The organism is Mesorhizobium sp. M0244 (assembly GCF_040321795.1).
In the GTDB taxonomy this organism is placed as follows: Bacteria; Pseudomonadota; Alphaproteobacteria; order Rhizobiales; family Rhizobiaceae; genus Mesorhizobium.
This window is the reverse complement of the sequence record NZ_JAMYSE010000012.1, coordinates 1-24,918: the sequence shown is the minus strand read 5'-3', so window position 1 is coordinate 24,918 and position 24,918 is coordinate 1. Positions and strand designations below refer to the sequence as shown.

Genomic DNA, 24,918 nt, shown 5'->3' with positions numbered 1-24,918 from the left:
TTCACGCCGCGCGGCTGGCCAGCGCTTCCAGCGCAATGAACAGACGCTCGCCGTCGATCCGCACCGGAATGGTGCGCACCGCACCTTCGTCGGCGCCGAGCGCTTTGCCGGTTTCGAGCGAGATGACCCAATTGTGCAAGGGACAGGTCACTGCCGCGCCATGGACGATGCCCTGGCTGAGTGGCCCACCCTTGTGCGGGCAATGGTCGTCGATGGCGAAGATCTGATCGTCGGCCGTGCGGAAAACGGCGATCTTGCCTTCCGGCGTGGCAACGCAGCGCGCACCGCGACGCGGAATGTCCGAGAGCGTGCCGATTGATACCCAGTTCATGTGGCCATTCCTCATTTGCGCGTGTTCTTGTCCGAAAACCGGTTTCCACTTTTCGGGAACACGCGCCTACTCCGCCGCCTGCGCAAAGCCGACCGAAGCCATCGGCCGGAATTCATGCTTGTCCTTGCCGGAAGCACGTTCCGACCACGGGTCGACCTGGGCGAATTTCTGCGAAAAGACGAAGCGGTCGAAATAGGCCTTGCGCTTCTCGCCATCGTCCATGATCTGGCGCTTGACCTCGGCGATGCCGACGCGCTTGGCCCATTTGTAGATACGCTCGAGATAGCGGCCCTGCTCGCGATACATCTGCGTCAGTGCCACGATATGCTCCAGCGCCTCGTCTTCGGTCTTGACCAGCCCGAGCACCTCGGTGCCCTTGATGTCGAGACCGGCGGCGCCGGCGAAATGGATCTCGTAGCCGCTATCGACGCAGATGACGCCGACATCCTTGCAGGTCGCCTCGGCGCAGTTGCGCGGGCAGCCCGACACCGCCATCTTGACCTTGGCCGGGGTCCACGAGCCCCACATGAATTTCTCGATGCGGATGCCCAAGCCGGTCGAATCCTGCGTGCCGAAGCGGCACCAGTCCGAGCCGACGCAGGTTTTTACCGTGCGCAGCCCCTTGCCATAGGCATGGCCGGAGACGAAGCCGGCCTGACCGAGGTCGGCCCACACTGCCGGCAGGTCTTCCTTGCGGATGCCGAGCATGTCGATGCGCTGACCGCCGGTGACCTTGACCATCGGGATATCGAACTTGTCGACAACATCGGCGATGGCGCGCAATTCGGCGGCATTGGTGACGCCGCCCCACATGCGCGGCACCACCGAATAGGTGCCGTTCTTCTGGATGTTGGCGTGGACGCGCTCGTTGATGAAGCGGGACTGGTAGTCGTCGGCGTATTCGTCGGGCCAGTCGCAGACGAGATAATAGTTGAGCGCCGGCCGGCATTTGGCGCAGCCGCAGGAGGTCTTCCATTCCAGCTCCTGCATGACGGCCGGAATGGTCTTCAGGCTCTTGGCCTTGATCAGCCGGCGGACCTCGTCATGGCCAAGCGTGGTGCAGCCGCACATCGGCTGGACCGCCGCCGGGTTGTACTTGTCGCCGATGGTCAGCACCATCAGCTTTTCGACCAGACCGGTGCAGGAACCGCAGGACGCCGACGCCTTGGTGTGGGCGCGCACGTCGTCGAGCGAGGTCAGGCCCTTGGCCGTGATCGCGCCGGTGATCTTTCCCTTGCATACGCCGTTGCAACCGCAGATTTCCGCATCATCCGGCAAGGCTGCAACGGCCGCCATAGGGTCCAGGGGGGCGCCTCCCTGGTAGGACTGGCCGAAGATGAGCGTGTCGCGCATTTCAGATATGTCAGTCTGCTTCTTTTTGAGGTCGTTGAACCAGGCGCCGTCCGCCGTCTCGCCATAGAGCACGGTGCCGATGATGCGGTCATCCCTAAGCACCAGGCGCTTGTAGACGCCGGCAGCGGCATCGCGCAGCACGATCTCCTGGCGGTCCTCGCCCTCGGCGAAGTCGCCGAGCGAGAACAGGTCGATGCCGGTGACCTTGAGCTTGGTCGGCGTGTCCGAATGGACGAAGGCGGCAGCCTCGTCGCCGGCCAGCTGGCTGGCGGCGACGCGTGCCATTTCGTAGAGGGGCGCTACCAGCCCATAGACCTGGCCGTTGACCTCGGCGCATTCGCCGATTGCGTAGATGTCGGGGTCGTTGCTGCGCATGCCGGCGTCGACGACGATGCCGCGATTGACGGCAATGCCGGCTTCTTTTGCCAGGGCCGCGTTCGGCCTGATGCCCACCGCCATGACGACGAGCGTTGCGGGAATGACAGTGCCGTCGGCAAGTTCCACCCGCTCGACCTTGCCGTTGCCGGTGATCGTCTGGGTGTTGGCCTTGGTGATGACCTTGATGCCGCGCTGCTCGACGGCACGCTGCAGGAGATAGCCGGCGGCCGGATCGAGCTGACGCTCCATCAGCGTCGGCATGACATGGAGCACGGTGACGTCCATGCCTTGCGAATTCAAGCCCGCGGCCGCCTCGAGCCCGAGCAGGCCGCCGCCGATGACCACGGCCTTGGCCCGCGACTGGGCGGCAAGCAGCATGGCCTGGACGTCGTCGAGATCGCGATAAGTGAGCACGCCCGGCAGATCGTGGCCGGGCACCGGAATGATGAACGGCACCGAGCCGGTGGCGATGACGAGCTTGTCATAAGGCTCGGTGACGCCGTGGTCGGAGGTGACGGTCTTTGCCGTCCGGTCGATGGCGACGATCTTGTGGCCCTTGTAAAGCGTAATGCCATTGGCGATGTACCAGCCGTCGCCATGGATGATGATTTCCTCATAGGCCTTCTCGCCGGATAGAACCGGCGACAGCATGATGCGGTCGTAATTGACCCGCGGCTCGGCGTTGAAGATGGTGACCTGGTAGTGGTCCGGCGCCTGTTCGAAGAGGTGCTCCAGCATCCGCCCAGGGGCCATGCCGTTGCCGATGATGACGAGTTTCTCGGTCATGTCCTGATCCACTCCGGTCTCACTCAGCCGCGTAGGAAAGGCCTGAAGCTTCGGCAGACGCCGTGCGCTCCATCCGCCGGATGGAAAAATGCATCCAGGCAAAGCAGGTGGCGACGATGACGAAGAGCAGCATGAAGCAGCTCGACCAGACGCCGGTGAGGTCGTTGAGCGCGCCGAAGGCGATTGGCAGGATAAAGCCGCCGAGCCCGCCAATCATGCCGACAACGCCGCCGACCGCGCCGACACTCTGCGGATAGTAAGCCGGGATGTGCTTGTAGACGGCGGCCTTGCCAAGGCTCATGAAGAAGCCGAGCACACAGGCAACGGCTATGAAGGCGAGCGGGCCGATCTCGAAATGGAAGGTGATCGGCCCGCTGATACCGCGCACGACGTAGTCTGCCGAGGGGAGAGACAGAACGAGAGTCGCGACGGCACTGACAGCGAAGGTCCAGTAGAGCACGGTGCGGGCGCCGATCCGGTCGGAAAGCACGCCGCCATAGGCGCGGAAAATACTTGCCGGAATTGAATAGGCCGCGCCGATCATGCCGGCGGTCGCAAGCCCGAAGCCGTAGACGCCGATCAGGTAGCGGGGCAGCCACAGCGACAGCGCCACGAATGCACCGAAGGCGAAGAAATAATAGAAGGCAAAACGCCAGACCTGCAGGTTCTTGAGCGGCGCGAATTCCTGCAAGAAGCTTCTCGCGGGTGCAGCCTTGCCGTCGCGGCGCTCGCGGATGACCGGATCGTCGCCGGTCGTGAACCAGAAGACGGCGGCCATGACGACGAGTGCTGCCGCCCAGATCAGCGCGACCGACTGCCAGCCCCAGGAGAGAAGCACGAACGGTGCCAGGAACTTGGTGACCGCGGCGCCGACATTGCCGACACCGAAAATGCCAAGCGCCGTACCCTGCTTGCCGGCCGGGAAGAAGCGCGAGACATAGGCGACACCGACGGCGAAGGAACCGCCGGCGAGCCCAACGCCTAGCGCAGCGACCAGCATCTGCCCGTAGGTGTGCGCAAAAGCGAGCAGGAAGGTCGCGACCGCGGCCGCAAGCATGGTCGCGGTGTATACCAGCCGTCCGCCAAAACGGTCGGTCCAGACACCGAGCACCATACGCACGAGCGAGCCGGTGAGGATCGGCGTGCCGACGAGCAGGCCGAACTCCGTCTCGTTCAGCCCCAGCTCCTGCTTTATGCGCACGCCGATGATTGAAAAGATCGTCCACACCGCGAAGCAGACGGTGAAGGCGATGGTGGACATCACAAGCGCCTGCCGGGGAGCACTGTCCTGGCTGGGCGCGGCTGGGAGATTTGCGGTCATTTTCTGGCTCCGGTTTGCGGCGTGGGAGGCACCGCCCTTGTCTGTTCGTTCGCGACTGTCAGCGGCGCGGCATCGGCGAACTGGTTGAAACCGATCTTTGCGCGGTCACTTCGAGACCCTTGCCGTCAGTCTTGGCGCCAGCGGGAAAGAGAGGAGGAGCGCGGCGGTGAACAGCGCCGCCGTCAGCGCGCTGCTGGCCAGAAAATCGCGGCGTGTGAAATCCGCGAGGACGCGCCAGTTCCGATCCGTTTCGTCATCGTCGTCTCCGGTTGGGCGCCGCTTGGGACCAGCGCCGTCGATTGCGTCAAAACAAAAAAGCCGCCGGCCAAGTCTTCGCGTCCGGGGTTCCGGGAGCGCGTGTGGACCTGAGCGGCAGCTTTGCCTGGGGCGCCCGCCATTGGACGCCATGTCACTTGGCCCTTGCGGACCTACATTCTGAAAAGCAGGAAGCGTGCCAATTCGACAGCGCTCTGAATTATCGAATGAAATCAATGTGAACCGCAGTCGCGCGACTTTTGACCAAGCCCGGCAGCGGATCAAAGATTAGTCAGAATGCCTTGCACAGCAGCATAATATTTGTGCAATGCGGTAGACTGCCAATTGCCGATGCAGATTGCCAATTGCCGATGATGACGAGTTTTCCGGTTATGGCCTTACTCCGCAGCTTCGACGAAGCGGTGGCGTTCGTAGAGGAACTTCAGCACCGCCTCGCGGCAACGCAGGAAGGTGCGGTCGGAGGAAAGCTCGATGCGCCGGCGCGGCCGGGCGAGCGGCACGGCAAGCACCTCGCCGATGGTCGCTGCCGGACCGTTGGTCATCATGACGATGCGGTCGGAGAGCAGCACCGCCTCATCGACATCATGGGTGATCATGATCGTCGTCGAGCCAAGCCTGGAATGGATGTCCATCACCGCATCCTGCAGATGCGCACGGGTCAGCGCGTCGAGCGCGCCGAACGGCTCGTCGAGCAAAAGAATCTTCGGCTCCATGGCGAGCGCGCGCGCAATGCCGACACGCTGCTTCATGCCGCCGGAAATCTCGGCCGGGCGCTTGTCCCTGGCATGCGCCATCTGCACGAGGTCGAGATTGCGCATGATCCAGTCATGCCGCTCGGCACGGCTCTTTGTGCCGCCGAAGACCTTGGATACCGCGAGGTTGATGTTCTCGTAGACGGTGAGCCAGGGCAGCAGCGAGTGATTCTGGAAGACCACGGCGCGTTCGGGACCGGGGCTGTCGACTTCCTTGTCCTCGAGCAGGACGGCGCCGGCCGAGACCTTGGTCAGCCCGGCGATCAGATTGAGCAAGGTCGACTTGCCGCAGCCGGAATGGCCGATGATCGAGACGAATTCGCCCTTGTCGATGGTGAGGCGGATGTTCTTCAGGACGTCGCTGACATGGCTGCCACGGGCGAACGATTTGTCGATATGGTCGAGCTTCAGGTAGGCCGTCATGACGCTTTCCTCACTTTGCCGTTGTGCCACGGGTGACGAAGGCGCCGACTGCCGCGACCAGGCGGTCGAGGCAAAAGCCGGTGACGCCGATATAGGCGAGCGCGACGATGATGTCGGGCAGCCGCGACGAGTTCCACGCGTCCCATATGAAGAAGCCGATGCCGACGCCGCCGGTCAGCATTTCGGCGGCGACGATGGCGAGCCACGACAGGCCGATGCCGATCCGCAAGCCGGTGAAGATGTAAGGCGCGGCTGCCGGCACCATGATCTTTACGAAAAATTCGAACTGGTTCAGCCGGAGAATGCGGGCGACGTTGCGATAATCCTCGGGGATGTTGCGGACACCGACGGCGGTGTTGATGATCACCGGCCAGATCGAGGTGATGAAGATGACGAAGATCGCCGATGGGCTGGAATCGCGGAACGCGGCCAGCGACAGCGGCAGCCAGGCGAGCGGCGGCACGGTGCGCAGGATCTGGAACACCGGATCGAGGCCGCGCATGGCCCAGATCGACTGGCCGACCAGCGCGCCGAGCGCGACGCCGACGATTGCCGCCAGACCGAAGCCGATGGCAACGCGCTGCAGCGAGATCAGCACCCGCCAGGCGAGCCCGATATCCTGCGGGCCATTGTCGAAAAATGGGTGCGCGATCAGGTCATAGGCCTCGTTCCATACCTGGCTTGGGGGCGGCAGGCTGGCGGTCGGCGACGAACAGGCGACCTGCCAGACGACGAGCATGATGGCGATAACGATGACCGGTGGCACCAGCGTGCTGGCCAGCTTGCCGGCGATCGCGGCCGGGTGGAAGCGACGCCGCGCCTTGGCGGTGAAGGCGAGGATTTCGGCGGGCTTCGCCGGCGCGGGGAACGGCTTCACCTTGCGGTCCTCGATGGCTTGGATAGACATTTCTCGAAAACTCCTTGGCGGCACGTGCACAACCGGCGGCGTTGCCAACGCCTGTCGCGCATCTATGTCGGGCTCAGGCCGACGCCTTGATCTTCAGGCTGTCGAGATAGGCGGACGGGTTCTCCGGATCGAAGACCTTGCCGTCGAAGAAGGTCTCGGTGCCGCGCGATGACGAGGCCGGGATATCGGCCGCAGCGACGCCAAGATCCTTGGCCGCCTCGCGCCACAGATCCTCGCGATTGACCTGGGCGACCAGCGCCTTGATGTCGGTGGTCGGCGCGAACTTGCCCCAGCGGATGTTTTCGGCGAGGAACCAGCTGTCGTGGCTCTTGAAGGGATAGGACACGCCGCCCTTCCAGAACTTCATGTAGAGATCGGTGCCGGTGGCGACGCGGCCATTGCCGTAATTGATGTCGCCCTTGAGGCGGCCGATGATGTCGACTGCCGGCACGTTCATCCATTGCCGCTTGCCGATGATGGCGGCCATCTCGTCCTTGTTTTCCATGGCCTCGCACCATTGCTGGGCCTCCATGACGGCCATCAGGATCGCCTTGGTCGCGTTCGGGTATTTGTCGATGAAGGCGGCGCGCAGGCCGAGCGCCTTTTCCGGATGACCCTTCCACAGTTCGCCGGTGGTAGCGGCGGTGAAGCCGACGCCCTGATGGACGAGCTGCTCGTTCCACGGCTCGCCAACGCAGAACACATCCATGTTGCCGACCTTCATATTGGCGACCATCTGCGGCGGCGGCACGACGATGGTCGAGACGTCCTTGTCGGGATCGATGCCGCCGGCGGCCAGCCAGTAGCGCAGCCAAAGATCGTGCGTGCCGCCCGGGAAGGTCATGGCGGCCTTCACCTCCTTGCCTGCGGCCTTCTTGGCAGCGAAGGCGTCCTTCAACTTGGAGGCGTCGAGGTCGACGCCGGTGCCGGCATATTCCTGGGCGACGGAAATGCCCTGGCAGTCGTAGTTGAGCCGCGCCACGATCGCCATCGGCAGCGGCTGCTTGTTTTGCGTCACCTTGCCAGTGTGCATCAGATAAGGCATCGGGGTCAGGATATGGGCGCCGTCAATGCCGTTGGCCTCGCCGCCGAGCACCAGATTGTCGCGCGTCGCGCCCCACGAGGCCTGCTTGAGCACCTCGACGTCAGGCATGCCGAATTTCTCGAACAGGCCTTTTTCCTTGGCAATCATCAGCGGTGCTGCATCGGTCAGCGCAATGAAGCCGAGCTTGGCGCCGGTCACCTCGGGAGCAGTCGTGGCGGCATAAGCGCCCGAGGGTAAGAGCTTGCGCGCCGCCACGAACAGCCCCGCCGTCAGCGCGCTGCTGGCGAGGAAATCGCGACGCGTCATGTCCTTGAGTGTCGTTCCAGTTCCGATCCGTTTCGTCATCGTCGTCTCCGGTTGGGCACTGCTTGGGATCAGCGCCGTCGATTGCGTGTTCGGTCAAAACAAAAAGCCGCCGGCCAGGCCGCGCGCGTCCGTCCATCCGGGATCGCGTGTTGACCTGAGCGGCAGCTTTGCCTGTAGCGCCCGCCATTGGACGCCTATTCCGTGACCCGAGAAGAGTCTGCCTATTGCAAAGCAGGAACCGTGCCAATTTCTGAATGGATGACAAACATCAATGAGATCAACGACATGCCACAATCGTCGGCGCGCCGGCCCGCTGGGCGAGCAAGCCAAAGATTGTTCATTAGCGCAGTTGCACGCACATTTTTTGTGCAGTGCACAAGAATGGCGCGGAAATAATCAGGCTTCGGCGCGCGCCAATTTCTGGCCGGCAATGTAGGCGTCGATCTCGTCGGGATCGAAGATCTGGCCATCGAAGAAACCGTCGGGTCCGAGCACCAGGCTTGCCCCCGCCGAACCGACCGGAGTCGCGGCCTTCAGCGCGCCCTCGACCTTGGCATTGGCACCGGGAAGCGCCACGCCAAGCGGCTTCAACGCCGAGCGGTAGAGATCGGGGCGGTAGCAGTCGCGGGCAATAGCGAGGTTTTCCGGCGTGTGCGCGACATGCCCCCAGCGCACCATCTGCGTATAGAACCACAGCGCATGACTCTTCCACGGGAAGTTCGCCGCCTTGTTGAAGGGCAGAAAGAAGTCGCCGACGCTCAGTTCGGCGCCGCCGCCGAGCGCAAGATGTCCGCTGAGGATCGGCATCTGCAGCGCCGGCGCAAGCCCGAGGAAGGCCGGCTGCGCCATCAAGGCCGCGAGTTCGCCGCGGTTTGCCGGATCCTGGCACCAGCGCGCCGCGTGATGAAGCGCGCGTAGCAGGGCCGAAAGTGCGTCCGGCTGTTTTTCCGCCCACGCCTTGCGCACGCCGACGACTTTCTCCGGGCTGGTCTTCCAGATGGCCGCCTTGACCGTGGCGATGTGGCCGGTGCCGGCGACGACGGAGGCGCTGTTCCAGGGTTCGCCGACGCAGTAGCCGTCGATCCTGCCGGCGGCGAGCGCGTCCGCCATAAAGGGCGGCGGCACGATGACGATTTCGATTTCACGCGACGGGTCGATGCCGCAGGCCGCGAGCCAGTAGCGCAGTTCGTAATTGTGCCCGGAATGCGGATGGACGACGGCGAAGCGCAGCGGATCGCGGCCGGCGTTCGCCCGTTCGCGGATCAATGCTCCCAAAGCCTTGCCGGCCCGCGCCGGATCAAGGTCGGGTCGGGCGCCGTGCGCGGCCATGCCCACCCAGACCGCGTTCGAAACCGTCACACAGTTGCCGCCGAGGCCAAGCGAGAACGGCACGACCGTATCGGAGGCGAGCGGCGTCAGCCCCAGATTGCAGGCGATCGGCATCGGTCCCAGCATATGCGCCAGATCGAAATGGCCGATGGCGATGCGGTCGCGGATGTTGGCCCAGGACGTTTCCCGGTTGAGGGTGAGGTCGATGCCTTCGCGCAGGGCGAAGCCGATTTCCTTCGCCGCGACGAGGACCGCGCTGTCGAAGAGCGGCATGAAGCCAGCATTGATCCGGTGCTCGGCGGCCATCGTCAACTCTCCTCGGGATCCAGAAGGCCTGCCGCCGTCACCAGGCTCTGGGCGATCTCGGCGATCTTGCGGTTCTGGTTCATGGCGGTCTTGCGCAGCAGCGTATAGGCCGCGTCCTCCGACAAGCCGCGCGACTTCATCAGGATGCCCTTGGCGCGATCGATCACCTTGCGGCTCTCCAACTCGCTGCGGGCCTCTTCCAGTTCGCGCGCCATGCGCGAGAACGCGTTGAAGCGACTGATCGCCATGTCGAGGATCGGCTTGACCCGCTCCTGACGCAGGCCGTCGACGACATAGGCCGACACTCCGGCTTCCACCGCGGCTTCGATCGAAGCCTGGTCCGAGCGGTCGACGAACATGGCGATCGGCCGCTTCACCACGCGCGACAGCTGGAACATGTTTTCGAGCATATCGCGGTTGGGATTTTCGAGATCGATGACGATCACGTCGGGTTCGATCTCGGCGATCCGTCGCGCTATGCCGGCGACGTCATGGATGACCGTGACCTGCTGATGCCCAGCCTCCCGCAGTCCTGCTTCGATTATGGAAGCGCGGATGTGGTTTTCATCGATCACCAGGACAGTGAGGGATTTGCGGATCATGCCGCATTTTGCGCAGGCGACGCGATTGTGCAATGCGGCATGGCGAGATTCACGGAAACAAAGCCGGCGTCCACGCGCCGCCCGAGGAATTGGAAGCGACGGCCGCCGCGACGAACTTGACGCCGCGGGCGCCGTCGATGACGTCGGGCACTTGGGCAGCACGTGCCGGATCGATCGCGACGCCCGAGCGGTGGGCGCGAATGATGTCGGCGGCGTCGCAATAGAGATTGGCGAAGGCCTCGATATAGCCTTCCGGGTGGGCTGCCGGCATGCGCGACACGCGCCGGCTTTTCCGTGGATGCGCCATGGCCGCCGCGCACCAGCGTGCGCGTTTCCTCGCCATAGGGTGAAAAGCGCAACTCTTCCGGCCGCGTGCCGGACCATTCGAGCCCGGCCTTGTCGCCATAGATGCGGACGGAGAGATCGTTGTAGTGGCCGGGCGAGGTTTGGCTTGCCAGGATCGTGCCGCGCGCGCCGCCCGACCAGCGGACAAGCACATGGGCGTTGTCATCGAGCCGGCGTCCGGGCACGGCGGTGAAGAGATCGGCCGAAACTTCCTCGGCCTGGCATCCCGAGATAAAGCTCGCCAGGTTGAACGCGTGCACGCCGATATCGGCGAGCACAGCCGACTGCCCGGCGCGTGCCGGATCGGTGCGCCATTCGGCCTGCTTCTGCCCTTCCGCGTCGATCGGCAAGGTCAGCCAGTCCTGGATATAGGTGGCATGCACGGAGACGATCCGCCCGAGTTCGCCGGCCGCCACCATCTCGCGCGCCTGCCGAACCATGGCGTAGCCGGTGTTGTTGAGCGTGACGATGAATTTGCGGTTTTTGGCGCGCGCCAGGCTCACCAGCGCCTCGGCGTCGGCCAGCGTCGTCGACAGCGGCTTGTCGCAGATGACGTCGATGCCGGCGTCGAGGAAGGCGGTCGCGATCGGCGCGTGCAGATGATTTGGCGTGACGATGACGACGGCTTCGATGCCGTCGGGACGGGCGCCTTCCGCGCGCGCCATCTCCCGGTAGTCGGCATAGCTGCGCTCAGGCGCAATGCCGATCTCGGCAGCGGACGCGGCCGCGTTTTCGGGATCCGAGGACAGCGCGCCGGCAACCAGCGCGATCTGGTCGTCGAGGCGCATGGCCAGCCGGTGCACGGCACCGATGAAAGCGTTGCGGCCGCCACCCACCATGCCGACCCGCAAGCGTTGGCGTGTCGACCCGTCGGCAATTGCGTAGACCATGAGTTGAGAACTCCCTCCCGTGGAAACGGTCTTTTTTGCGGGGTGCGCCGGCCCATAGGAACCCGTCACCGTTTTCGAACATTATTTCCAATTTTCGTTTTGTAAAACGATCATGCCGGGCTAGCGTGAAAACGATTTGAACTGGAGGAGGTTCGGATGACGAAGCAGCGCATGGTCGCAATCGCCTTCCCGTTCGTACCATGAGCGGAGCACGCAGCTCACCGGGTCGTGCTGAGATCGTCGGCCGCAACGAGACCATGGCGAAGAAACAGGGCCGCTCGCTTGCCGCGCTCGGCTACACCAAGCCGCAGACCTATGAGGAATTGCGTGCCGTGCTTTCGGCCGGCACGGTGCATTTCCCGAAGCGCCTGCGCCAGGTCGCCATCTTCCTGTGGCAGCATCCGAGCGACGTCGCGCTCGGCACGATCGTTCAGGTCGCCGAGCAGGCCGGTGTGCAGCCTTCGACCTTGGTGCGTTTCGCGCAGATCTTCGGCTATGCCGGCTTCTCCGACCTCCAGGGCCTGTTCAAGGACCATGTCAAAGCATCCTGGCCCGAGGGACGGGCGCGCGACGGGCAGGAGCGGGCAGCGGCTGAGCCCAACGCCAATCTGCATTTTCTCAACGGCATGGTCGGCGCCTCGCAGGCCTCGCTCGGCCGCATCGACGATGGCTTCGACGTCGAGAGTTTCGAAAAGATGGTCGACCTTTTGGCTTCGGCCGACCTGATCTATGTGATCGGCAGCAAGCGGGCCTTCCCCGTCACCACCTATCTGTCGCTCACTTTGTCGCAGCAGGGCGTGCGCAATGTGCTGGTCGACAATGTCGGCTCGACCGCCTTGGACCAGGTCGGCTGCATCGGCGAGCGCGATGCTGTGCTGGCGGTGTCGTTCAGCCCCTACAACTCGATCACCCCCGATCTTGTCGCCGTGGCCCATGAGCGGAAGGCGGGCATCGTCACCATCACCGACAGCACGTTCAGCCCGCTGGTCGAGCTGTCGGACACCTGGCTGGAGGTGGTTGAGTCAGATTTTGCCGGCTTCCGCTCGCTTGCCGCGTCGCTGGCGGTCGGCATGGCGCTCGTCCACGGCGTCGTCGCGCGCCGCACGGGCGATTGACTATCGGGAATTGGCATTTCATATTCGGAAAAATAGAAACTTTGTTCCGGGAGGAGGAATGGAGATTCGGCTCGACGGCAAGGTGGTGCTGGTCACCGGCGCGACGCAAGGCATCGGCCGGGCGATCGCCGAGACGCTTGCGCGTTCCGGTGCCGGCGGCCTGCTGGTCACCGGCCGCGAGCCGGTGCGCGGCAACGAAGTGGCGGCGTCGCTCTCCGGCATGGGCACGCCGGCGGCCTTCATCGCCGCCGATCTGGCCGACGCCACGGCGCCGGCGCGACTGGTCGAAGAATGCGTCAGCCGTTTCGGCCGCATCGACGCGCTGGTCAATGCCGCCGGCCTGACGGACCGGGCCTCGTTCCTCGACGCAAGCCTCGACGACTGGGCGGCTCTCTTTGCGGTCAACGCCCGCGCCCCGTTCTTCCTGATGCAGGCGGCAATCGCGCAGATGCGCAAGCAAGGTGAGGGCGGCGCCATCGTCAACATCCTGTCGATCAACGCGCATTGCGGCTCGCCCGAACTCGCCGTCTATTCCGCCACCAAGGGCGCGCTGGCGACACTGACCCGCAACGCCGCCAACGCACACCGCTTCGACCGCATCCGTGTCAACGGCATCAATGTCGGCTGGACCGACACGCCGGCCGAACGCGTCATGCAGGCTGCGACGCTGGGGCACGGTCCAGGCTGGATCGACGCGGCCAACGCCTCGCAGCCTTTCGGCCGGCTGTTGGCGGCGGAAGAAGTGGCGAACGTTGCCGTGTTCCTGCTCTCCGACGCCTCGGGGCCGATGACCGGCGCGCTGATCGACCAGGAGCAGTGGGTCGTCGGGGCGAACCGGTGAAGGCTGGTTCCGCATCGCACGAGACGCTCGGCCCGGCACTGCTTAGCCGGCTCCCTTCCGCCGTCCAAAAACCGTCCTACGACCGGACAGCACTCACCCCAGGCATGGCGCATATCGGCGTCGGCGCCTTCCATCGCTGCCATCAGGCCGAATACACCGACGATCTCTTGTCGCACCGTTTCGATCGCTGGGGCGTGGTCGGTCTCAACATCCGCCCGCCAAACCTGTCGGAGACGCTGGGCCGGCAAGGCGGGCTCTATACGCGCCTGATCCGCGAGGACGACAAGGTCGAAGCGCGCGTCATCGGCAGCATCGTCTCGGTCGTCGACAGCCAGGAAAGTTCGGCCCCCGCGCTCGACGTACTGGCCTCCGCCGGCATCGACATGGTCACCCTGACGGTCACCGAGAAAGGCTATTGCCACATTCCCTCCAATGGCGAGCTGGATGTGGCTCACCCGGACATCGTCCACGACCTCGTCAATCGGCAAACGCCGCGCAGCGTGCCGGGCATTCTGGCGCGGGCGCTCGAACTGCGCATGGCCTCGCATGGACGGCCGGTGACGCTGCTCTCCTGCGACAACATCCCGACCAACGGCGTCATCCTGGCGAACGTCGTGCAGGCTATCGCAGCACGGCGCGGCGATGGCCTGGCGGACTGGATCGCCGCCAACGTCGCCTTCCCGTCGGCCATGGTCGACCGCATCGCGCCCGCGACGTCTGAAGCCGACATCGAGACGGTCGAGCAGCGTTTCGGCTACCGCGATGCCGCCGTCGTGGTCGGCGAGCCGTTCCGGCAATGGGTGATCGAGCAAAAGTTCGCCGGCAGGGTGCCGCGCTGGGATCTGGTCGGCGCAAGCTTCGTCGACGACGTCACGCCCTTCGAGCATCTCAAGATGCGGGTGCTCAACGGCGCCCAGACGACGCTTGCTACTCTCGGCGTGCTGGCCGGCCACGAGCACACGTCGGACGCCATCGCCGATCCGTTGCTCGGGACTTTCGTTCGCCGCATGCTGGTGGAGGAGACGCTGCCGACCCTGGCGCCGGTGCCCGGTGTGTCGCCACAGGCCTATGTCGAGCAGAGCCTCGGCCGGCTCAGAAATACGGCAATCCGTCATCGCAATCACCAGATCGCCACCGATGGCTCGCAGAAGATCGTGCAGCGCCTGCTCAACCCGATCCGCGAGCGTTTGCGGCGGGGTGAAAGCATCGCCCTATTGTCGATTCCGGTCGCCGGCTGGATGGCCTATCTGATTAAGGCCTCGGCGAGGTTCGGCAGAAGCTGGGAAGTATCGGACCCTTACGCCGATAAGGTCGCTCAAATTGCCGACGCGGTCGGCGCCGATGCAAAAGCCCTAGCGGACGGCATTCTCGCCATCGACACCATCTTCGACCCCGGCCTCGCCGCGAACGAGAATTTCCGCACAACCATTGTCACCGCGCTCGACGGCCTGCTGTCGAACGACCCGATGGGCTTTGTCGGCCATGCCTGCGCATTGCCGGCGTCCGCGCGGTTGAAGCAGCCGGCACAATCGGCATAGTGGGAGAAGGGAGGCAGGATGAAGCTAGGACTGCTCACCGCACCGTTTGCGGACACCGCCCTCGGCGAGATTGCCGACTGGGCAAGCTCGGCCGGTTTCGAGGCGCTGGAGATCGCCTGCTGGCCGAAATTCTCGGGCGCCGCCCGGCGCTATGCCGGCACCAGCCATATCGACGCCGCTTCGACTTCGGCCTCGCAGGCCAGGGAAATCGCGGCAGGACTGGCGGAGAAGAACCTGTCGATCTCCGGCCTCGGCTACTACCCCAATCCGCTGCATCCCGACGCCGGGCACCGCAACACCGTCATCGATCATTTGAAGAATGTGATCGTGCTGGCGAGCCATATGGGCGTGCCGGTGGTCAACACTTTCTGCGGCGGCGATGCTTCAAAAACCATCGACGCCAACTGGGAAGAGGCGCTCAAAGTGTGGCCCGCCATCATCGCCCACGCGCGCGACAACGGCGTCAAGCTGGCCTTCGAGAACTGCCCGATGATCTTCAGCTACGACGAGTGGCCGGGCGGGCACAACATCGCCTATTCGCCCTATATCTGGCGCCGCATCCTCGAGGCCTGGGGCGGCGATGTCGGCATGAATTTCGACCCCTCGCATCTGGTCTGGCAGATGATCGACCAGGCGCGCTTCATCCGTGAATTCGGCCCGCATATGCTGCATGCGCATGCCAAGGACCTGATGATCGACCGCGACGGCCTTTATGAGCGCGGCATCCTTTCGGCCGGCATAGGCTGGCAGGTGCCGCGTATGCCGGGGCTCGGCGATATCGATTGGAATATCATCTTTTCCGGGCTCTACCGGGCCGGATATGACGGGCCTGTCATCATCGAGCATGAGGACCGGCGCTTTGAAGGGAGCGACGACAACGTCAAGCGAGGCTTTCTGCTGGCCCGCGACGTGCTGCGCCCCTTTGTGAAATGACGCCCCTTCTGATGACCAGAAACGATTTTCGAACTGAACCTAAAGTCAATGTGGAGGAAGACTTACATGCGTAACAAGAAATATCTGGCAATGGTTCCGGTGCTTGCCGGCGCGGCTTTCATGGCCGCGGTGGGCGTCTCGTCCGCCGAAGGCAAATACACGATCGGCATTTCCAACACCGTGCAAGGCAATGGTTGGCGCGAAGAGATGATCTGCGCGATCAAGGCACAGGCGCTTGCCTCCGGCGAGGTGACCAAGCTGAACATCGCCCATCGCAACACCGACGCGGCAGGCCAGCTCGAGGACATCCGCAACCTGATCAGCGCCAAGGTCAACGCCATCGTCGTCAACCCGGCCGATCCGGCCGGCATCAAGGCGGCCCTGGAGGAGGCCACCAAGGCCGGCATCGTCGTCGTCGCCGTCGATCAGGCGGTCACCGAGCCGTCGGCCTACATCATCTCCAACAACCAGGAGCAATACGCCTATCTCGGCGCCAAGTGGCTGTTCGGACAGATGGGCGGCAAGGGCGATGTCGTCTATATGCGCGGCGCTGCCGGCGCCTCCGCCGACAGCGACCGCGACAAGGGTTTTAAGAAGGCGCTGGCCGAATTTCCGGATGTGAAGGTCGTGCACGAGGTCTTCACCGGCTGGCAGCAGGACCAGGGCAAGCAGCAGATCCTCGACTTCATCGCCACCGGAACGCCGTTCAACGGCATCTGGACCTCCGGCATCGACAATGTGATCGTCGATGCGCTGGTCGAGTCGCAGACGCCGCTGGTGCCGGTGGTCGGTGCCGACAATGCCGGCTTCGTCGGCCAGCTGAACTCGGTCAAGGGCCTTGTCGGTGCAGCCGTGACTAACCCGGGCTCGATCGGCGGCGCCGGCGTGACGCTCGCTCTGCAGATCCTCGACGGCAAGAAGCCGGCGGAGCAGACCGTGCTGGTCGAGCCGCAGCTCTGGGAAAATGCCACCGAAGAGGGCAAGGCCAAGCTCAAGGGAGCCGCCGATCCGTCGCTCAGCCCGGAATGGCCGGTCTCGATCTCGATCCCGGAATGGACCACCTACAGCAAGGACCAGATCGTCGCCTGCAAGGGTCCGGGCGAATAATCGGGCTTTCGCTGCAGACCATGACCGTTTCCCACTTGTGCGGAGACGGCCAAATTGTCGAAGTCGGCGCCGCCCCTCATCGCCCTGCCGGGCACTTCTCCCCGTATAGTGACGGGGAGAAGGGGGCTGGCCGCAACTTCGGCGCCCTTCCTGCGACGGTGACGATTGGCGAAACCGGCGATCACAGCCCCCCTCTCCCCGTCTCTATGCGGGGAGAGGAGCCGGCAGGCAGGTGAGGGGCGGCGCCAGCGCGGAATGATTTGAGCCACATGAATCGAGAACCACGCAGTTTGACCACCAATCCCCTCCTGGACGCCACCGGCGTCGTGAAGAATTACGGCGCCGTGGCGGCGCTGCGCAATGCCTCGCTGTCGGTCCTGCCCGGCGAGGTTCACGCGCTGATGGGCGCCAATGGCGCCGGCAAGTCGACGCTGGTCAAGATCCTGACCGGCGCCATCCGCGCCGATGCCGGCCGTATCCTGATCCGCGGCGAGATGCGCGACGTGCGCTCGCCCGCCGATGCGCGCCGCGCCGGGCTGCTTCCCGTCTATCAGGAGCCGTCGCTCATCCCCGATCTCGACGTTGCCTCCAACCTTCGCCTGACCGGCACGCCGGTCGAGCCGTTCCGGGCCTGGGTGCGCGAGCTAGGCATTCCCGACCTCGACATACGCGACACCGCGCGCGACATCCCGCTTGCCGTGCTGCGGGTGCTCGATCTGGCGCGCGCACTTGCCGTCGAGCCCGACGTGCTGCTGCTCGACGAGATGACCGCTGCTTTGCCGGCTAACCTTGCCGAACGCGTGCTCGAGGTCGTCCGCCGCCAAGGCGACAGCGGCCGCTCGGTGATCTTCATTTCGCACCGCTTTGTGGAAATATCGGCGCTGTGCGACCGCGCCACGGTGCTGCGCGACGGCGAGACTGTCGGCGTCGTCGATATCGTGCCGGGCGTCGAGGAGCAGATCGTCGAGCTGATGCTCGGCGCCAGGATCGAGAAGAGCCGCGTGGCCGCGCGCCAGGCGAACCAGGCCGCTTCGCCGGCAGCGAGCCGGCCGCGCCTTGGCGTCCGCAACCTTCGTGTCGGCACCAAGCTCAACGACGTGTCGTTCGATCTCAGGAATGGCGAGGTCGCGGGCGTGGTCGCGCTGGAGGGCCAAGGCCAGGACGAGCTTTTCGCAGCACTTGCCGGCTCCATCCGCCCCTCCGGCGGGACGATCGAGGTGGACGGGCAGCCAGTCAAGTTCGCGCATCCGGCGGATGCCATCGGCGCCGGCCTCGCCTATGTGCCCGGCGACCGGGCCGAGGCGTTGGCGATGCAGCGCTCGGTGCGCGAAAACATCGCGCTGCCCTTCAGCGCCGCCTTGCGCAATTGGGGGCCAATCAACATGCGGCAGGAGCGCTCCAGGGTGGTCAAGGCGATCGAGCGGCTGCAGATCGATACGCGCGCCCAGCGGGAGGTGCAGCGGCTGTCCGGCGGCAACCAGCAGAAGGTGACGATCGCCCGCTGGATCGCCGCCGAAGCACGAACCATCCTGTGCTTCGATCCGACGCGCGGCATCGATGTCGGCACCAAGCAGGAGATCTACAAGCTGCTGCGCGAGCTCGCCGACCAGGGCAAGTCGGTGCTGTTCTACACATCCGAGCTCGAAGAAGTGCAGCGCGTCTGCGACCGCGTCATCGTCATTTTTGGCGGACGCGTCGTCGATGTCTTCGCAGCCGAGCTCGCCGACGAGCCGGCGCTGATGCGCGCCGCCTATGGCCTGCCGCGCGACGCCAAGCAGGATGTCGGCATCCTCGCCGGCCCAAGCCCGGCGGTGACGCCTTGATCCGCTTCATCCGCCGCCAAGGCTGGGTCGCCAGCCTGCTCGCCCTGTTCGTCTTGCTGTTCGTGATCACCAAAATCATTCAGCCGGGCTATGGCAGCGGCGATTTCGGCTCGCTGGTGCGTGCGGTGTTGCCTTACGCCTTCGCCGTGGCCGCCCAGACCGTCGTCGTCATCGCCGGCGGCATCGACCTTTCGGTCGGCGCCATGATGGCGCTGACCAGCGTCACCGCCGCTTCGATGATGGACGGCGCCAGCGAGGAATATGCGCTGTTCGTCGTGCCGTTCGTGCTGGCCATGGGGCTGGTGCTGGGCGCCGTCAACGGCATGCTGATCGTCGTCACCCGGGTGCCCGACATCGTCGTCACGCTGGCCACCCTCTTCGTCCTGCAGGGTGCTGCCTTGCTCGTCCTCCAGGCACCGGGCGGCGCTGTCGCCGAATGGCTACGGGCGGCCATCGTCGGCACGGTCCCGATTCCGGGATTGCCTGAGATCTCTGCCTGGATACCGAAAGCGCTGGTCCTCCTTGTCGTTTGCCTGTGCATCATCTGGATACCGCTCAGGCGCTCGAAGCTCGGCCTGTCCATCTATGCCATCGGCAGCAGCGAACTCGCGGCTTTTCGCAGCGGCGTAGCCGTCGCGCGCACCAGGATCATCGCCTACGCCCTGTCGGGGCTTTTCGCCGCCATGGGCGGGCTGGCACTGACCATGAGCACCGGCATAGGCGCTCCCATCCCCGGTCCCTATCTGCTCGCCAGCGTCGCGGCGGTGGTGCTCGGCGGCGTCGCCCTCGGCGGCGGCAAGGGCGGAATGCTCGGCCCGATCGTTGCCGTCTTCGTGCTGCGCCTGGTGCGCACCGACCTGACGCTCATGGCAATCGACCCCAACGTCACCGCGATCGTCGAGGGCGCCATCATGGTCGCCGTCGTCATGTTCGGAGCCTTCATCATCATGCGGAGCCGCGCATCATGAGCAGCAGTGCAACGATGACCCCGCAAGTTTCCTTCGGCCGCCGCGTCAAGCGCTTCATGGGCGACCGGCCGCTGATCCCGCTGATCATCCTGTTGATTTTGCTGGTCGTGGTTCTGCAAATCCTGCGCCCCGGCATCGTCAACGAGCGCTGGCTCGCCAACACCGTCAAGTTTGCCATACCGCTGGCGATCCTTGCCGGCTGCCAGACCATGACGATGCTGACTGGCGGCATCGATCTTTCCGTCGGAACCGTGGCGACGATGAGCGCCTTCATCATGGCGACGCAGGTCGTCAATCATGACCCGGCGGTGGCTATTCTGATCGCGCTGGTGCCGGCGGTGCTGATCGGTTTCGTCAACGGCATCGGCGTCGGCGTCTTTCGCGTGCACCCGCTGATCATGACGCTCGGCACCAGCCTGATCGGCACCGGCTGCCTGCAGGTCTATCAGCGCACCGTGATCGCCTCCGGCGCCAAGATCCCGCCCTTCCTGGCCTGGCTCGGCACCGGCCTGACCTATGGCGTGCCCAATGCGCTGCTGCTGTTCGTGCCGGTGGCGGCGCTGATCGTCTTCACCTTGAGCCGGACCGGCTTTGGCCGCCTTCTCTATGCCGTCGGCGACAACGAACGGGCAACGCGCCTGTCCGGCGTCCGCTACTGGCAGGTGATCACCGCGCTCTACGTCATTTCGAGCGTGCTCGCCGGGATCACCGGGCTGCTTTACATCGGCTTGATCAAGGCGCCGTCGCTGTCGCTCGCCGAACCGCTGGTGCTGCCTTCGGTGGCCGCCGCCGTCGTCGGCGGAACCTCGATCTTCGGCGGCCGCGGCGGCTATACCGGCACCATCATCGGGGCGCTGATCCTCACGGTACTGACAACGCTGCTGACCATCCTGCAGATGCCTGAGGGGGCAAGGCGGATACTGTTTGGGCTGATCGTGCTGTTCGTTACGGCGGCGTATCTGCGGATTGTGGAGGAGAGGTAGGGGGAAGGCAGGCGGGAACGGCGGCTTTGATCCCCAAGCAGACACAGATCGGATGTGAGGAATGCGCCATATCCGGACCTTGCCAGTGATGCCGTGAATGTTAAGTCTCGGCTCCGATGCGGACGTTCCGCCCGAGTTCGAAGACTGACCGCGACCGTTCTGCGGCCTTCGCATCGATAGGGCCAATGAGCGGCGTCCCACATCCCACTCCTTGCGCCCATTGGGAGGGGTCGTTGTGGACCAAGCCCTACTACCCGGGCTTGTGACAAAGCCGATCCAGCGCGTCTCGAAGTGCAGTGGCGGCATCGCCACGCTCGTCAGGGGACATCAGCTCCGGTTCAAGTTCCAACCTGAAGTGCGGCAGCTCGGTTCGAACAGCACGACGAGCGGCCGCCAGATTGGCCTTCAGATCGATGACGCGGTAGGTGGCGACGGGATAGGCGATCCCCTTGACCTGGACGTGCCCCAGTTCCTCACAGTCGATTGAGTCCTTCACTTGCGCAAACGTCTCGTAGGAAATGAGGATGGCCCCCGGCGGCGCCTCCTGCTCCAGGCGCGAGGCGAGATTCACGGCGCCGCCGATTATCGTGTAGTCCATCCGGTCCTCGCTGCCGAAGTTACCGACGGTGCAGTAGTCGGTATGGATGCCGATGCGACAGCGCAGCGGTGTTTCGATCCCCATGTCCCGCCAGACTTCGGCAAGCTCGCTAATCCGCTTTTGCATTGCAAGTGCCATCTGCGCGCAAGCCAGCGCGTCCTCCTTGACGCCACGAGTCTCGGGATCGCCGAAAAACATCAGGATCGCGTCGCCGATATATTTGTCGATCGTCGCGCCGTGATCCGAAGCAATTTTCGACATTTCCGTCAGATAGTGATTGAGGAGTTGGGTGAGATCCTCGGATTCCATTTTGTCGGTGGTCTCGGTAAAGCCGGCGATATCGGAGAAGCATATTGTCAGTTTCTTCCGCTGGCTGGCGATCCTGACCTCCTGGCGGCCGGTGAATATCGAGCGATACACTTGGGGCGCCAGATACTTCGCCAGCTTGCTGGAAAGCGCCTCCAGAACCACGGACTTCTCGGCGAGGTTCTCCTCCCTTTGCTTCAGCTCAGTGATGTCCGAATAGACGGCGACCATGCCGCCGGCGCTGATCCGCCGCTCGCTGATCATGACCCATCGCCCGTCGCCTCGCCGCTGCACCCAAGGTTCGCCAGGGTTGCGGTGCCGCGAGAGGCGCTCGGCGACCCACTCCTCGACCCGCCCGTCGGCGTCCCTGATGTAGCCGCGCTCAGCGGATCGGCGAATGATTTGCTCGAATGTCGTGCCGGGCGTCAGTTCGGTCTCCAGACCGGTGTAGAGCAATTCGCGGTAGCGGCTGTTGCTGAGGACGAGCCGGTCCTCCCCGTCGTACAGAGCGAATCCTTCGGAGATGCTTTCGATGGCATCGATGAGCCGCTGACGAGCTTCCGCAACGTCGCGCAGGTTCTTTTCCTCGACCTCGACAGCAGTATCCCGGAAGAGTCTCAGCGCTTCGGCCATGCGCCCGATTTCGTCGCTGCCCGCGGCTGGCAGCGGCGCACGAAGGTTGCCCCCCGCAATCGCGAGCATGCCCTGGCTCACGGCCCCCAGTCGGGCGAGGAGGCTGCGGTCGACATAGAGCCAGACAACCAGAACCGAACTCAGGAGGCTGAGGAAGGCGGAGCCGAGCACAACCGCGGTGCCGTAGCGCTGGACGAGCGCGGCTTCGCGACCGGACGCAGCGATCTCCTGGTCTGCCGTGGCGACCAGGCGATCGACGCCAGCGGTGAGATTGCGCGACAGTCGATTGTTCTCGGCCAGAAGCCTTTCGCCCTGTGCCAGGACAGCAAACTCGTCCTCCCGCGCCTTGGGGATGCTGTCCTCGCCGTCGGTCAAACCCTTGAACTCGTCGACACGCTGCCGGAAGCGGGTCCGCAGCTTTTCGTCGATCTCCGTGGAAACCTTTTCAAGAGCAGTGAGCGAACGGCGCAGCGGAAAAAGGATCAACGCCAGGTCGCCCGGCGTCGGCGCGTTCGCGACCTTCACCAGCGCGTCGTTGACCGCCGAGATCTCCAGCTGCGCCTTCTGCTGGGGGATGTAGGCCGCAATCGCTTGGACCAGGTCGGCCATCGCCGCTGCGCGTCGATCGGGCGACAGCGACGTGTCGGCCGCGACCGCCCGCCATTGCGGGAGCCTGGAATCCATCACTAGGATGCTGGTGGCGACAAGGCGCTGGCTTCCGGTCGTCGTCGCGGCGAGGCGATTCAGGAGCTCCTCCTTGCGGGCGACCACGTCGAGCCGGGCGACAACAAGAGAGTCGAGCTCCTTCAGGTTGCGCCTCAGAACAATCGCGGCTTCCTCGATCTCGGCCAAAGGCACTGTGCCCAACGTGGCATCCCGGAGGTCCGTGCGCAGGGCCTCGAGGCGGGACATCTCGAGCGCGACGGCAGCCGAGACCTCGCTGTGCTGAGCCCTGCTTGTCGCTGCCAGCACCGATGGCGCGGCAGCAGCGACCCGTTCGGCCTGGCGGGACAGCTGAAGGGAGGCGAGCGCCGACGGCACTCGATCCGTGGTAATTCGGTCGACGACGTCGCCAACCTGGAGGAAGGCATAAAGCGCCGCAGCGGTTGCCAGCACCGCAAGGGCGCTAATCCCGAAAAAGGCGAGCAACAGCCGGCCGCGTATGCCGAGGCGTTCAAGCATCTCGGCGAGTCGGAACAGTCCGGCCACACTGGTCTGCATCAGACTAGACATCTCAGCCGGCACGCCGGCGATCAGCGAACCCTATTCAACCGGCACGTACTCTCCGCCGCGCCAGACGTACCAAACCCAGCTCTGCTTCGTGAGGTCGCCCTTGTCGTCGAAATCGACCCGGCCGGTGACGGTGTCGAATTCCTGTTCGTGCAGTGCCGCAATGACGGCCTTCGGCTCCAGCGAACCTGCCTTCGAGACTGCCTGGGCCCAAACCTGGACCGCGCAGTAGCTCAACAGCGTGTAGCCCGCGGGTTCGAAATTCTCCGCACGGAACTGCTCAACGACCGCGGCCGCTTCGGGGCTTCGCCTCGGGTCCGCCGGGAACGTGAAGAGGGTCCCCTCCGCCGCGGGGCCGGCGATCAGGGCAAATTCCTCAGTCGCCAAAGCATCTCCGGATATGAGCTGAACCGTGTAGCCACTGTCGTGTGCAGCGCGAGCAATCAGCGCAACCTCGGCATGATACCCACCCACATATAAGGCGGAGACGCCGGCGGTTTGCAACGCAGCGACCTCGGCCGAATAGTCGTCCTTCCCGGGAATGTATGCGTCGTAAACGGCCGTAGTCACGCCCCGCTTGTTCAGCTGCTTCCTGGTCTCGTCGGCGAGACCCTTCCCATAGGTCGAGTTGTCGTGGAGGATCGCAATCTTCTTGTTGCCCCAGCGATCGGCAAGGTAGTTGCCGGCGATGAAACCTTGCGCGTCGTCGCGGCCAATGGTGCGAAAGACATTGGCACGGCCCTGTTCGGTCAGCTGCGGATTGGTCGAGCCTGGGGATATCTCAACGACGCCCGCCTCCTCGTACACTTTTGATGCGGGGATCGAGGCCCCGGAGCAATAATGCCCGACGACGAGCACGACCCCGTCAGCCACCAGCTTCTTGGCGGCCGCCACAGCTTGCTCGGGATCGCAGAAGTCGTCGACCGAGATGAGCCTCACCTTCTGGCCGAGCACGCCGCCCGCCGTGTTGACGTCGGCCACTGCCATCTCCGCGCCGCGCTGTCCCTGCTCGCCGATCCAGGCGAGCCGTCCCGTCATCGCAGACGAGACACCGATCAGCACCTCCGCCCGCGCGGAGCTGAACGCGGCCGCGAGAACTAAGATCGCTATGGCGATGATGCGGTGCATGTGTGCACCCCCTTAACTGTAGCTTACGCCAATCCCGTCAGAGCCGACAGCCCCTTCGGCAAGCGCGGCTGTCTCGGGCTGCTATTGCAGCGCAGACCCAATTTGGCGAAGCAATCATACACTGGAATGGCGTGTCATAACTTCGTTCGCTGAGGTCGGAATCGCGCGCCAATCCGGACGTTACCACTGACCGGAGTGAGCGTCGTGATTGGGTCGATTGTGTTGAAGAAGTCGGTGATTAAGCCAGGCGTTCTTTTCGCCGCGACGAGTTGCGATTGGGTCGAGGCGGCCTCCTTGCCCTAAGTGGCTGGGATTGGTGTCCGGATAGTGCAGATCTTGGCCAATTTCCTGAGGTTCTGGGCGAT

20 protein-coding genes and 1 pseudogene are annotated in these 24,918 nt (G+C 64.4%); 9 read left to right on the top strand and 12 right to left on the bottom strand.

What is annotated here, in order from left to right; all coding sequences use genetic code 11:
• Nucleotide 1 precedes the first annotated feature (1 nt).
• The 3 genes from nirD to NKJ08_RS11370 all read right to left on the bottom strand — a co-directional run bounded on the left by nirD (nucleotide 2) and on the right by NKJ08_RS11370 (nucleotide 4,169).
• Nucleotides 2-331 carry a nitrite reductase small subunit NirD gene (nirD, locus tag NKJ08_RS11380; protein WP_352781779.1) on the bottom strand — a complete coding sequence of 110 codons (330 nt, stop codon included), beginning with the start codon at nucleotides 329-331 and terminating at the stop codon, nucleotides 2-4.
• 66 nt (nucleotides 332-397) lie between these two features.
• Nucleotides 398-2,848 (bottom strand): nitrite reductase large subunit NirB, encoded by a 2,451-nt coding sequence (gene nirB / locus NKJ08_RS11375; protein ID WP_352781778.1) that lies wholly within the window; start codon nucleotides 2,846-2,848, stop codon nucleotides 398-400.
• Between the two features lie 19 nt (nucleotides 2,849-2,867).
• The gene (locus NKJ08_RS11370; protein WP_352522558.1) at nucleotides 2,868-4,169 is read right to left on the bottom strand and encodes an MFS transporter; all 1,302 of its coding nucleotides are present in this window, start codon (nucleotides 4,167-4,169) and stop codon (nucleotides 2,868-2,870) included.
• 84 nt (nucleotides 4,170-4,253) lie between these two features.
• Between NKJ08_RS11370 and NKJ08_RS11365 the strand changes: the two genes are divergently transcribed.
• Entirely contained in the window at nucleotides 4,254-4,538 is a 285-nt protein-coding gene (locus NKJ08_RS11365) for a hypothetical protein (protein ID WP_352781777.1), read from the top strand.
• A 284-nt stretch (nucleotides 4,539-4,822) separates the two neighbouring features.
• Here the strand turns inward: NKJ08_RS11365 and NKJ08_RS11360 are convergent, their stop codons facing one another.
• The 6 genes and pseudogenes from NKJ08_RS11360 to NKJ08_RS11335 form a co-directional block, all read right to left on the bottom strand.
• The gene (locus NKJ08_RS11360) at nucleotides 4,823-5,620 is read right to left on the bottom strand and encodes an ABC transporter ATP-binding protein (RefSeq protein ID WP_352781776.1); all 798 of its coding nucleotides are present in this window, start codon (nucleotides 5,618-5,620) and stop codon (nucleotides 4,823-4,825) included.
• A 10-nt stretch (nucleotides 5,621-5,630) separates the two neighbouring features.
• The gene (ntrB, locus tag NKJ08_RS11355) at nucleotides 5,631-6,527 is read right to left on the bottom strand and encodes a nitrate ABC transporter permease (RefSeq protein WP_352781775.1); all 897 of its coding nucleotides are present in this window, start codon (nucleotides 6,525-6,527) and stop codon (nucleotides 5,631-5,633) included.
• Nucleotides 6,528-6,600: 73 nt separating this feature from the next.
• Nucleotides 6,601-7,917: a CmpA/NrtA family ABC transporter substrate-binding protein gene (locus NKJ08_RS11350; protein ID WP_352781774.1), complete on the bottom strand. Its 1,317-nt coding sequence runs from the start codon at nucleotides 7,915-7,917 to the stop codon at nucleotides 6,601-6,603.
• A 357-nt stretch (nucleotides 7,918-8,274) separates the two neighbouring features.
• Complete coding sequence (locus tag NKJ08_RS11345; RefSeq protein WP_352781773.1) at nucleotides 8,275-9,513, bottom strand: CmpA/NrtA family ABC transporter substrate-binding protein; 1,239 nt, start codon at nucleotides 9,511-9,513, stop codon at nucleotides 8,275-8,277.
• Nucleotides 9,514-9,515: 2 nt separating this feature from the next.
• Nucleotides 9,516-10,115 carry an ANTAR domain-containing response regulator gene (locus NKJ08_RS11340; protein WP_023676288.1) on the bottom strand — a complete coding sequence of 200 codons (600 nt, stop codon included), beginning with the start codon at nucleotides 10,113-10,115 and terminating at the stop codon, nucleotides 9,516-9,518.
• Nucleotides 10,116-10,164: 49 nt separating this feature from the next.
• Nucleotides 10,165-11,350: pseudogene (locus tag NKJ08_RS11335) on the bottom strand (Gfo/Idh/MocA family protein).
• A gap of 200 nt (nucleotides 11,351-11,550) precedes the next feature.
• On the opposite strand from NKJ08_RS11335, the gene NKJ08_RS11330 reads away from it, so the two are divergent.
• From NKJ08_RS11330 to NKJ08_RS11295, 8 genes are all read left to right on the top strand, one after another.
• Nucleotides 11,551-12,465: a MurR/RpiR family transcriptional regulator gene (locus NKJ08_RS11330; RefSeq protein WP_352781772.1), complete on the top strand. Its 915-nt coding sequence runs from the start codon at nucleotides 11,551-11,553 to the stop codon at nucleotides 12,463-12,465.
• A 58-nt stretch (nucleotides 12,466-12,523) separates the two neighbouring features.
• Nucleotides 12,524-13,306: an SDR family oxidoreductase gene (locus tag NKJ08_RS11325; RefSeq protein ID WP_352781771.1), complete on the top strand. Its 783-nt coding sequence runs from the start codon at nucleotides 12,524-12,526 to the stop codon at nucleotides 13,304-13,306.
• The gene (locus NKJ08_RS11320; RefSeq protein ID WP_352781770.1) at nucleotides 13,303-14,844 is read left to right on the top strand and encodes a mannitol dehydrogenase family protein; all 1,542 of its coding nucleotides are present in this window, start codon (nucleotides 13,303-13,305) and stop codon (nucleotides 14,842-14,844) included. The genes NKJ08_RS11325 and NKJ08_RS11320 overlap by 4 nt, the downstream gene beginning before the upstream one ends.
• A gap of 18 nt (nucleotides 14,845-14,862) precedes the next feature.
• Nucleotides 14,863-15,777 (top strand): sugar phosphate isomerase/epimerase family protein, encoded by a 915-nt coding sequence (locus NKJ08_RS11315; RefSeq protein ID WP_352781769.1) that lies wholly within the window; start codon nucleotides 14,863-14,865, stop codon nucleotides 15,775-15,777.
• Nucleotides 15,778-15,825: 48 nt separating this feature from the next.
• Entirely contained in the window at nucleotides 15,826-16,884 is a 1,059-nt protein-coding gene (locus NKJ08_RS11310; RefSeq protein ID WP_352522547.1) for an ABC transporter substrate-binding protein, read from the top strand.
• Between the two features lie 290 nt (nucleotides 16,885-17,174).
• Nucleotides 17,175-18,707: a sugar ABC transporter ATP-binding protein gene (locus NKJ08_RS11305; protein WP_352781820.1), complete on the top strand. Its 1,533-nt coding sequence runs from the start codon at nucleotides 17,175-17,177 to the stop codon at nucleotides 18,705-18,707.
• Nucleotides 18,704-19,675, top strand: coding sequence for an ABC transporter permease (locus NKJ08_RS11300; RefSeq protein ID WP_352781768.1), 972 nt, complete (start codon nucleotides 18,704-18,706; stop codon nucleotides 19,673-19,675). Before NKJ08_RS11305 ends, NKJ08_RS11300 begins: the two co-directional genes overlap by 4 nt.
• Complete coding sequence (locus tag NKJ08_RS11295; RefSeq protein ID WP_352781767.1) at nucleotides 19,672-20,658, top strand: ABC transporter permease; 987 nt, start codon at nucleotides 19,672-19,674, stop codon at nucleotides 20,656-20,658. Before NKJ08_RS11300 ends, NKJ08_RS11295 begins: the two co-directional genes overlap by 4 nt.
• Before the next feature lie 250 nt (nucleotides 20,659-20,908).
• Here the strand turns inward: NKJ08_RS11295 and NKJ08_RS11290 are convergent, their stop codons facing one another.
• The 3 genes from NKJ08_RS11290 to NKJ08_RS11280 form a co-directional block, all read right to left on the bottom strand.
• Nucleotides 20,909-23,377 carry an adenylate/guanylate cyclase domain-containing protein gene (locus tag NKJ08_RS11290; protein ID WP_352781819.1) on the bottom strand — a complete coding sequence of 823 codons (2,469 nt, stop codon included), beginning with the start codon at nucleotides 23,375-23,377 and terminating at the stop codon, nucleotides 20,909-20,911.
• Nucleotides 23,378-23,458: 81 nt separating this feature from the next.
• Nucleotides 23,459-24,553, bottom strand: a complete 1,095-nt coding sequence (locus NKJ08_RS11285; protein WP_352781766.1) for a branched-chain amino acid ABC transporter substrate-binding protein — start codon at nucleotides 24,551-24,553, stop codon at nucleotides 23,459-23,461.
• A gap of 180 nt (nucleotides 24,554-24,733) precedes the next feature.
• On the bottom strand, nucleotides 24,734-24,918 hold a 185-nt coding region (locus NKJ08_RS11280), incomplete at its 5' end, for a hypothetical protein (protein ID WP_352781765.1).

Coding starts and splice junctions, on each gene's coding strand:
- nirD (WP_352781779.1), bottom strand. CDS start 331: ATGAACTGGGTATCAATCGGCACGCTCTCGGACATTCCGCGTCGCGGT.
- nirB (WP_352781778.1), bottom strand. CDS start 2,848: ATGACCGAGAAACTCGTCATCATCGGCAACGGCATGGCCCCTGGGCGG.
- NKJ08_RS11370 (WP_352522558.1), bottom strand. CDS start 4,169: ATGACCGCAAATCTCCCAGCCGCGCCCAGCCAGGACAGTGCTCCCCGG.
- NKJ08_RS11360 (WP_352781776.1), bottom strand. CDS start 5,620: ATGACGGCCTACCTGAAGCTCGACCATATCGACAAATCGTTCGCCCGT.
- ntrB (WP_352781775.1), bottom strand. CDS start 6,527: ATGTCTATCCAAGCCATCGAGGACCGCAAGGTGAAGCCGTTCCCCGCG.
- NKJ08_RS11350 (WP_352781774.1), bottom strand. CDS start 7,917: ATGACGAAACGGATCGGAACTGGAACGACACTCAAGGACATGACGCGT.
- NKJ08_RS11345 (WP_352781773.1), bottom strand. CDS start 9,513: ATGGCCGCCGAGCACCGGATCAATGCTGGCTTCATGCCGCTCTTCGAC.
- NKJ08_RS11340 (WP_023676288.1), bottom strand. CDS start 10,115: ATGATCCGCAAATCCCTCACTGTCCTGGTGATCGATGAAAACCACATC.
- NKJ08_RS11330 (WP_352781772.1), top strand. CDS start 11,551: ATGAGCGGAGCACGCAGCTCACCGGGTCGTGCTGAGATCGTCGGCCGC.
- NKJ08_RS11325 (WP_352781771.1), top strand. CDS start 12,524: ATGGAGATTCGGCTCGACGGCAAGGTGGTGCTGGTCACCGGCGCGACG.
- NKJ08_RS11315 (WP_352781769.1), top strand. CDS start 14,863: ATGAAGCTAGGACTGCTCACCGCACCGTTTGCGGACACCGCCCTCGGC.
- NKJ08_RS11310 (WP_352522547.1), top strand. CDS start 15,826: ATGTGGAGGAAGACTTACATGCGTAACAAGAAATATCTGGCAATGGTT.
- NKJ08_RS11295 (WP_352781767.1), top strand. CDS start 19,672: ATGAGCAGCAGTGCAACGATGACCCCGCAAGTTTCCTTCGGCCGCCGC.
- NKJ08_RS11290 (WP_352781819.1), bottom strand. CDS start 23,377: ATGCTTGAACGCCTCGGCATACGCGGCCGGCTGTTGCTCGCCTTTTTC.
- NKJ08_RS11285 (WP_352781766.1), bottom strand. CDS start 24,553: ATGCACCGCATCATCGCCATAGCGATCTTAGTTCTCGCGGCCGCGTTC.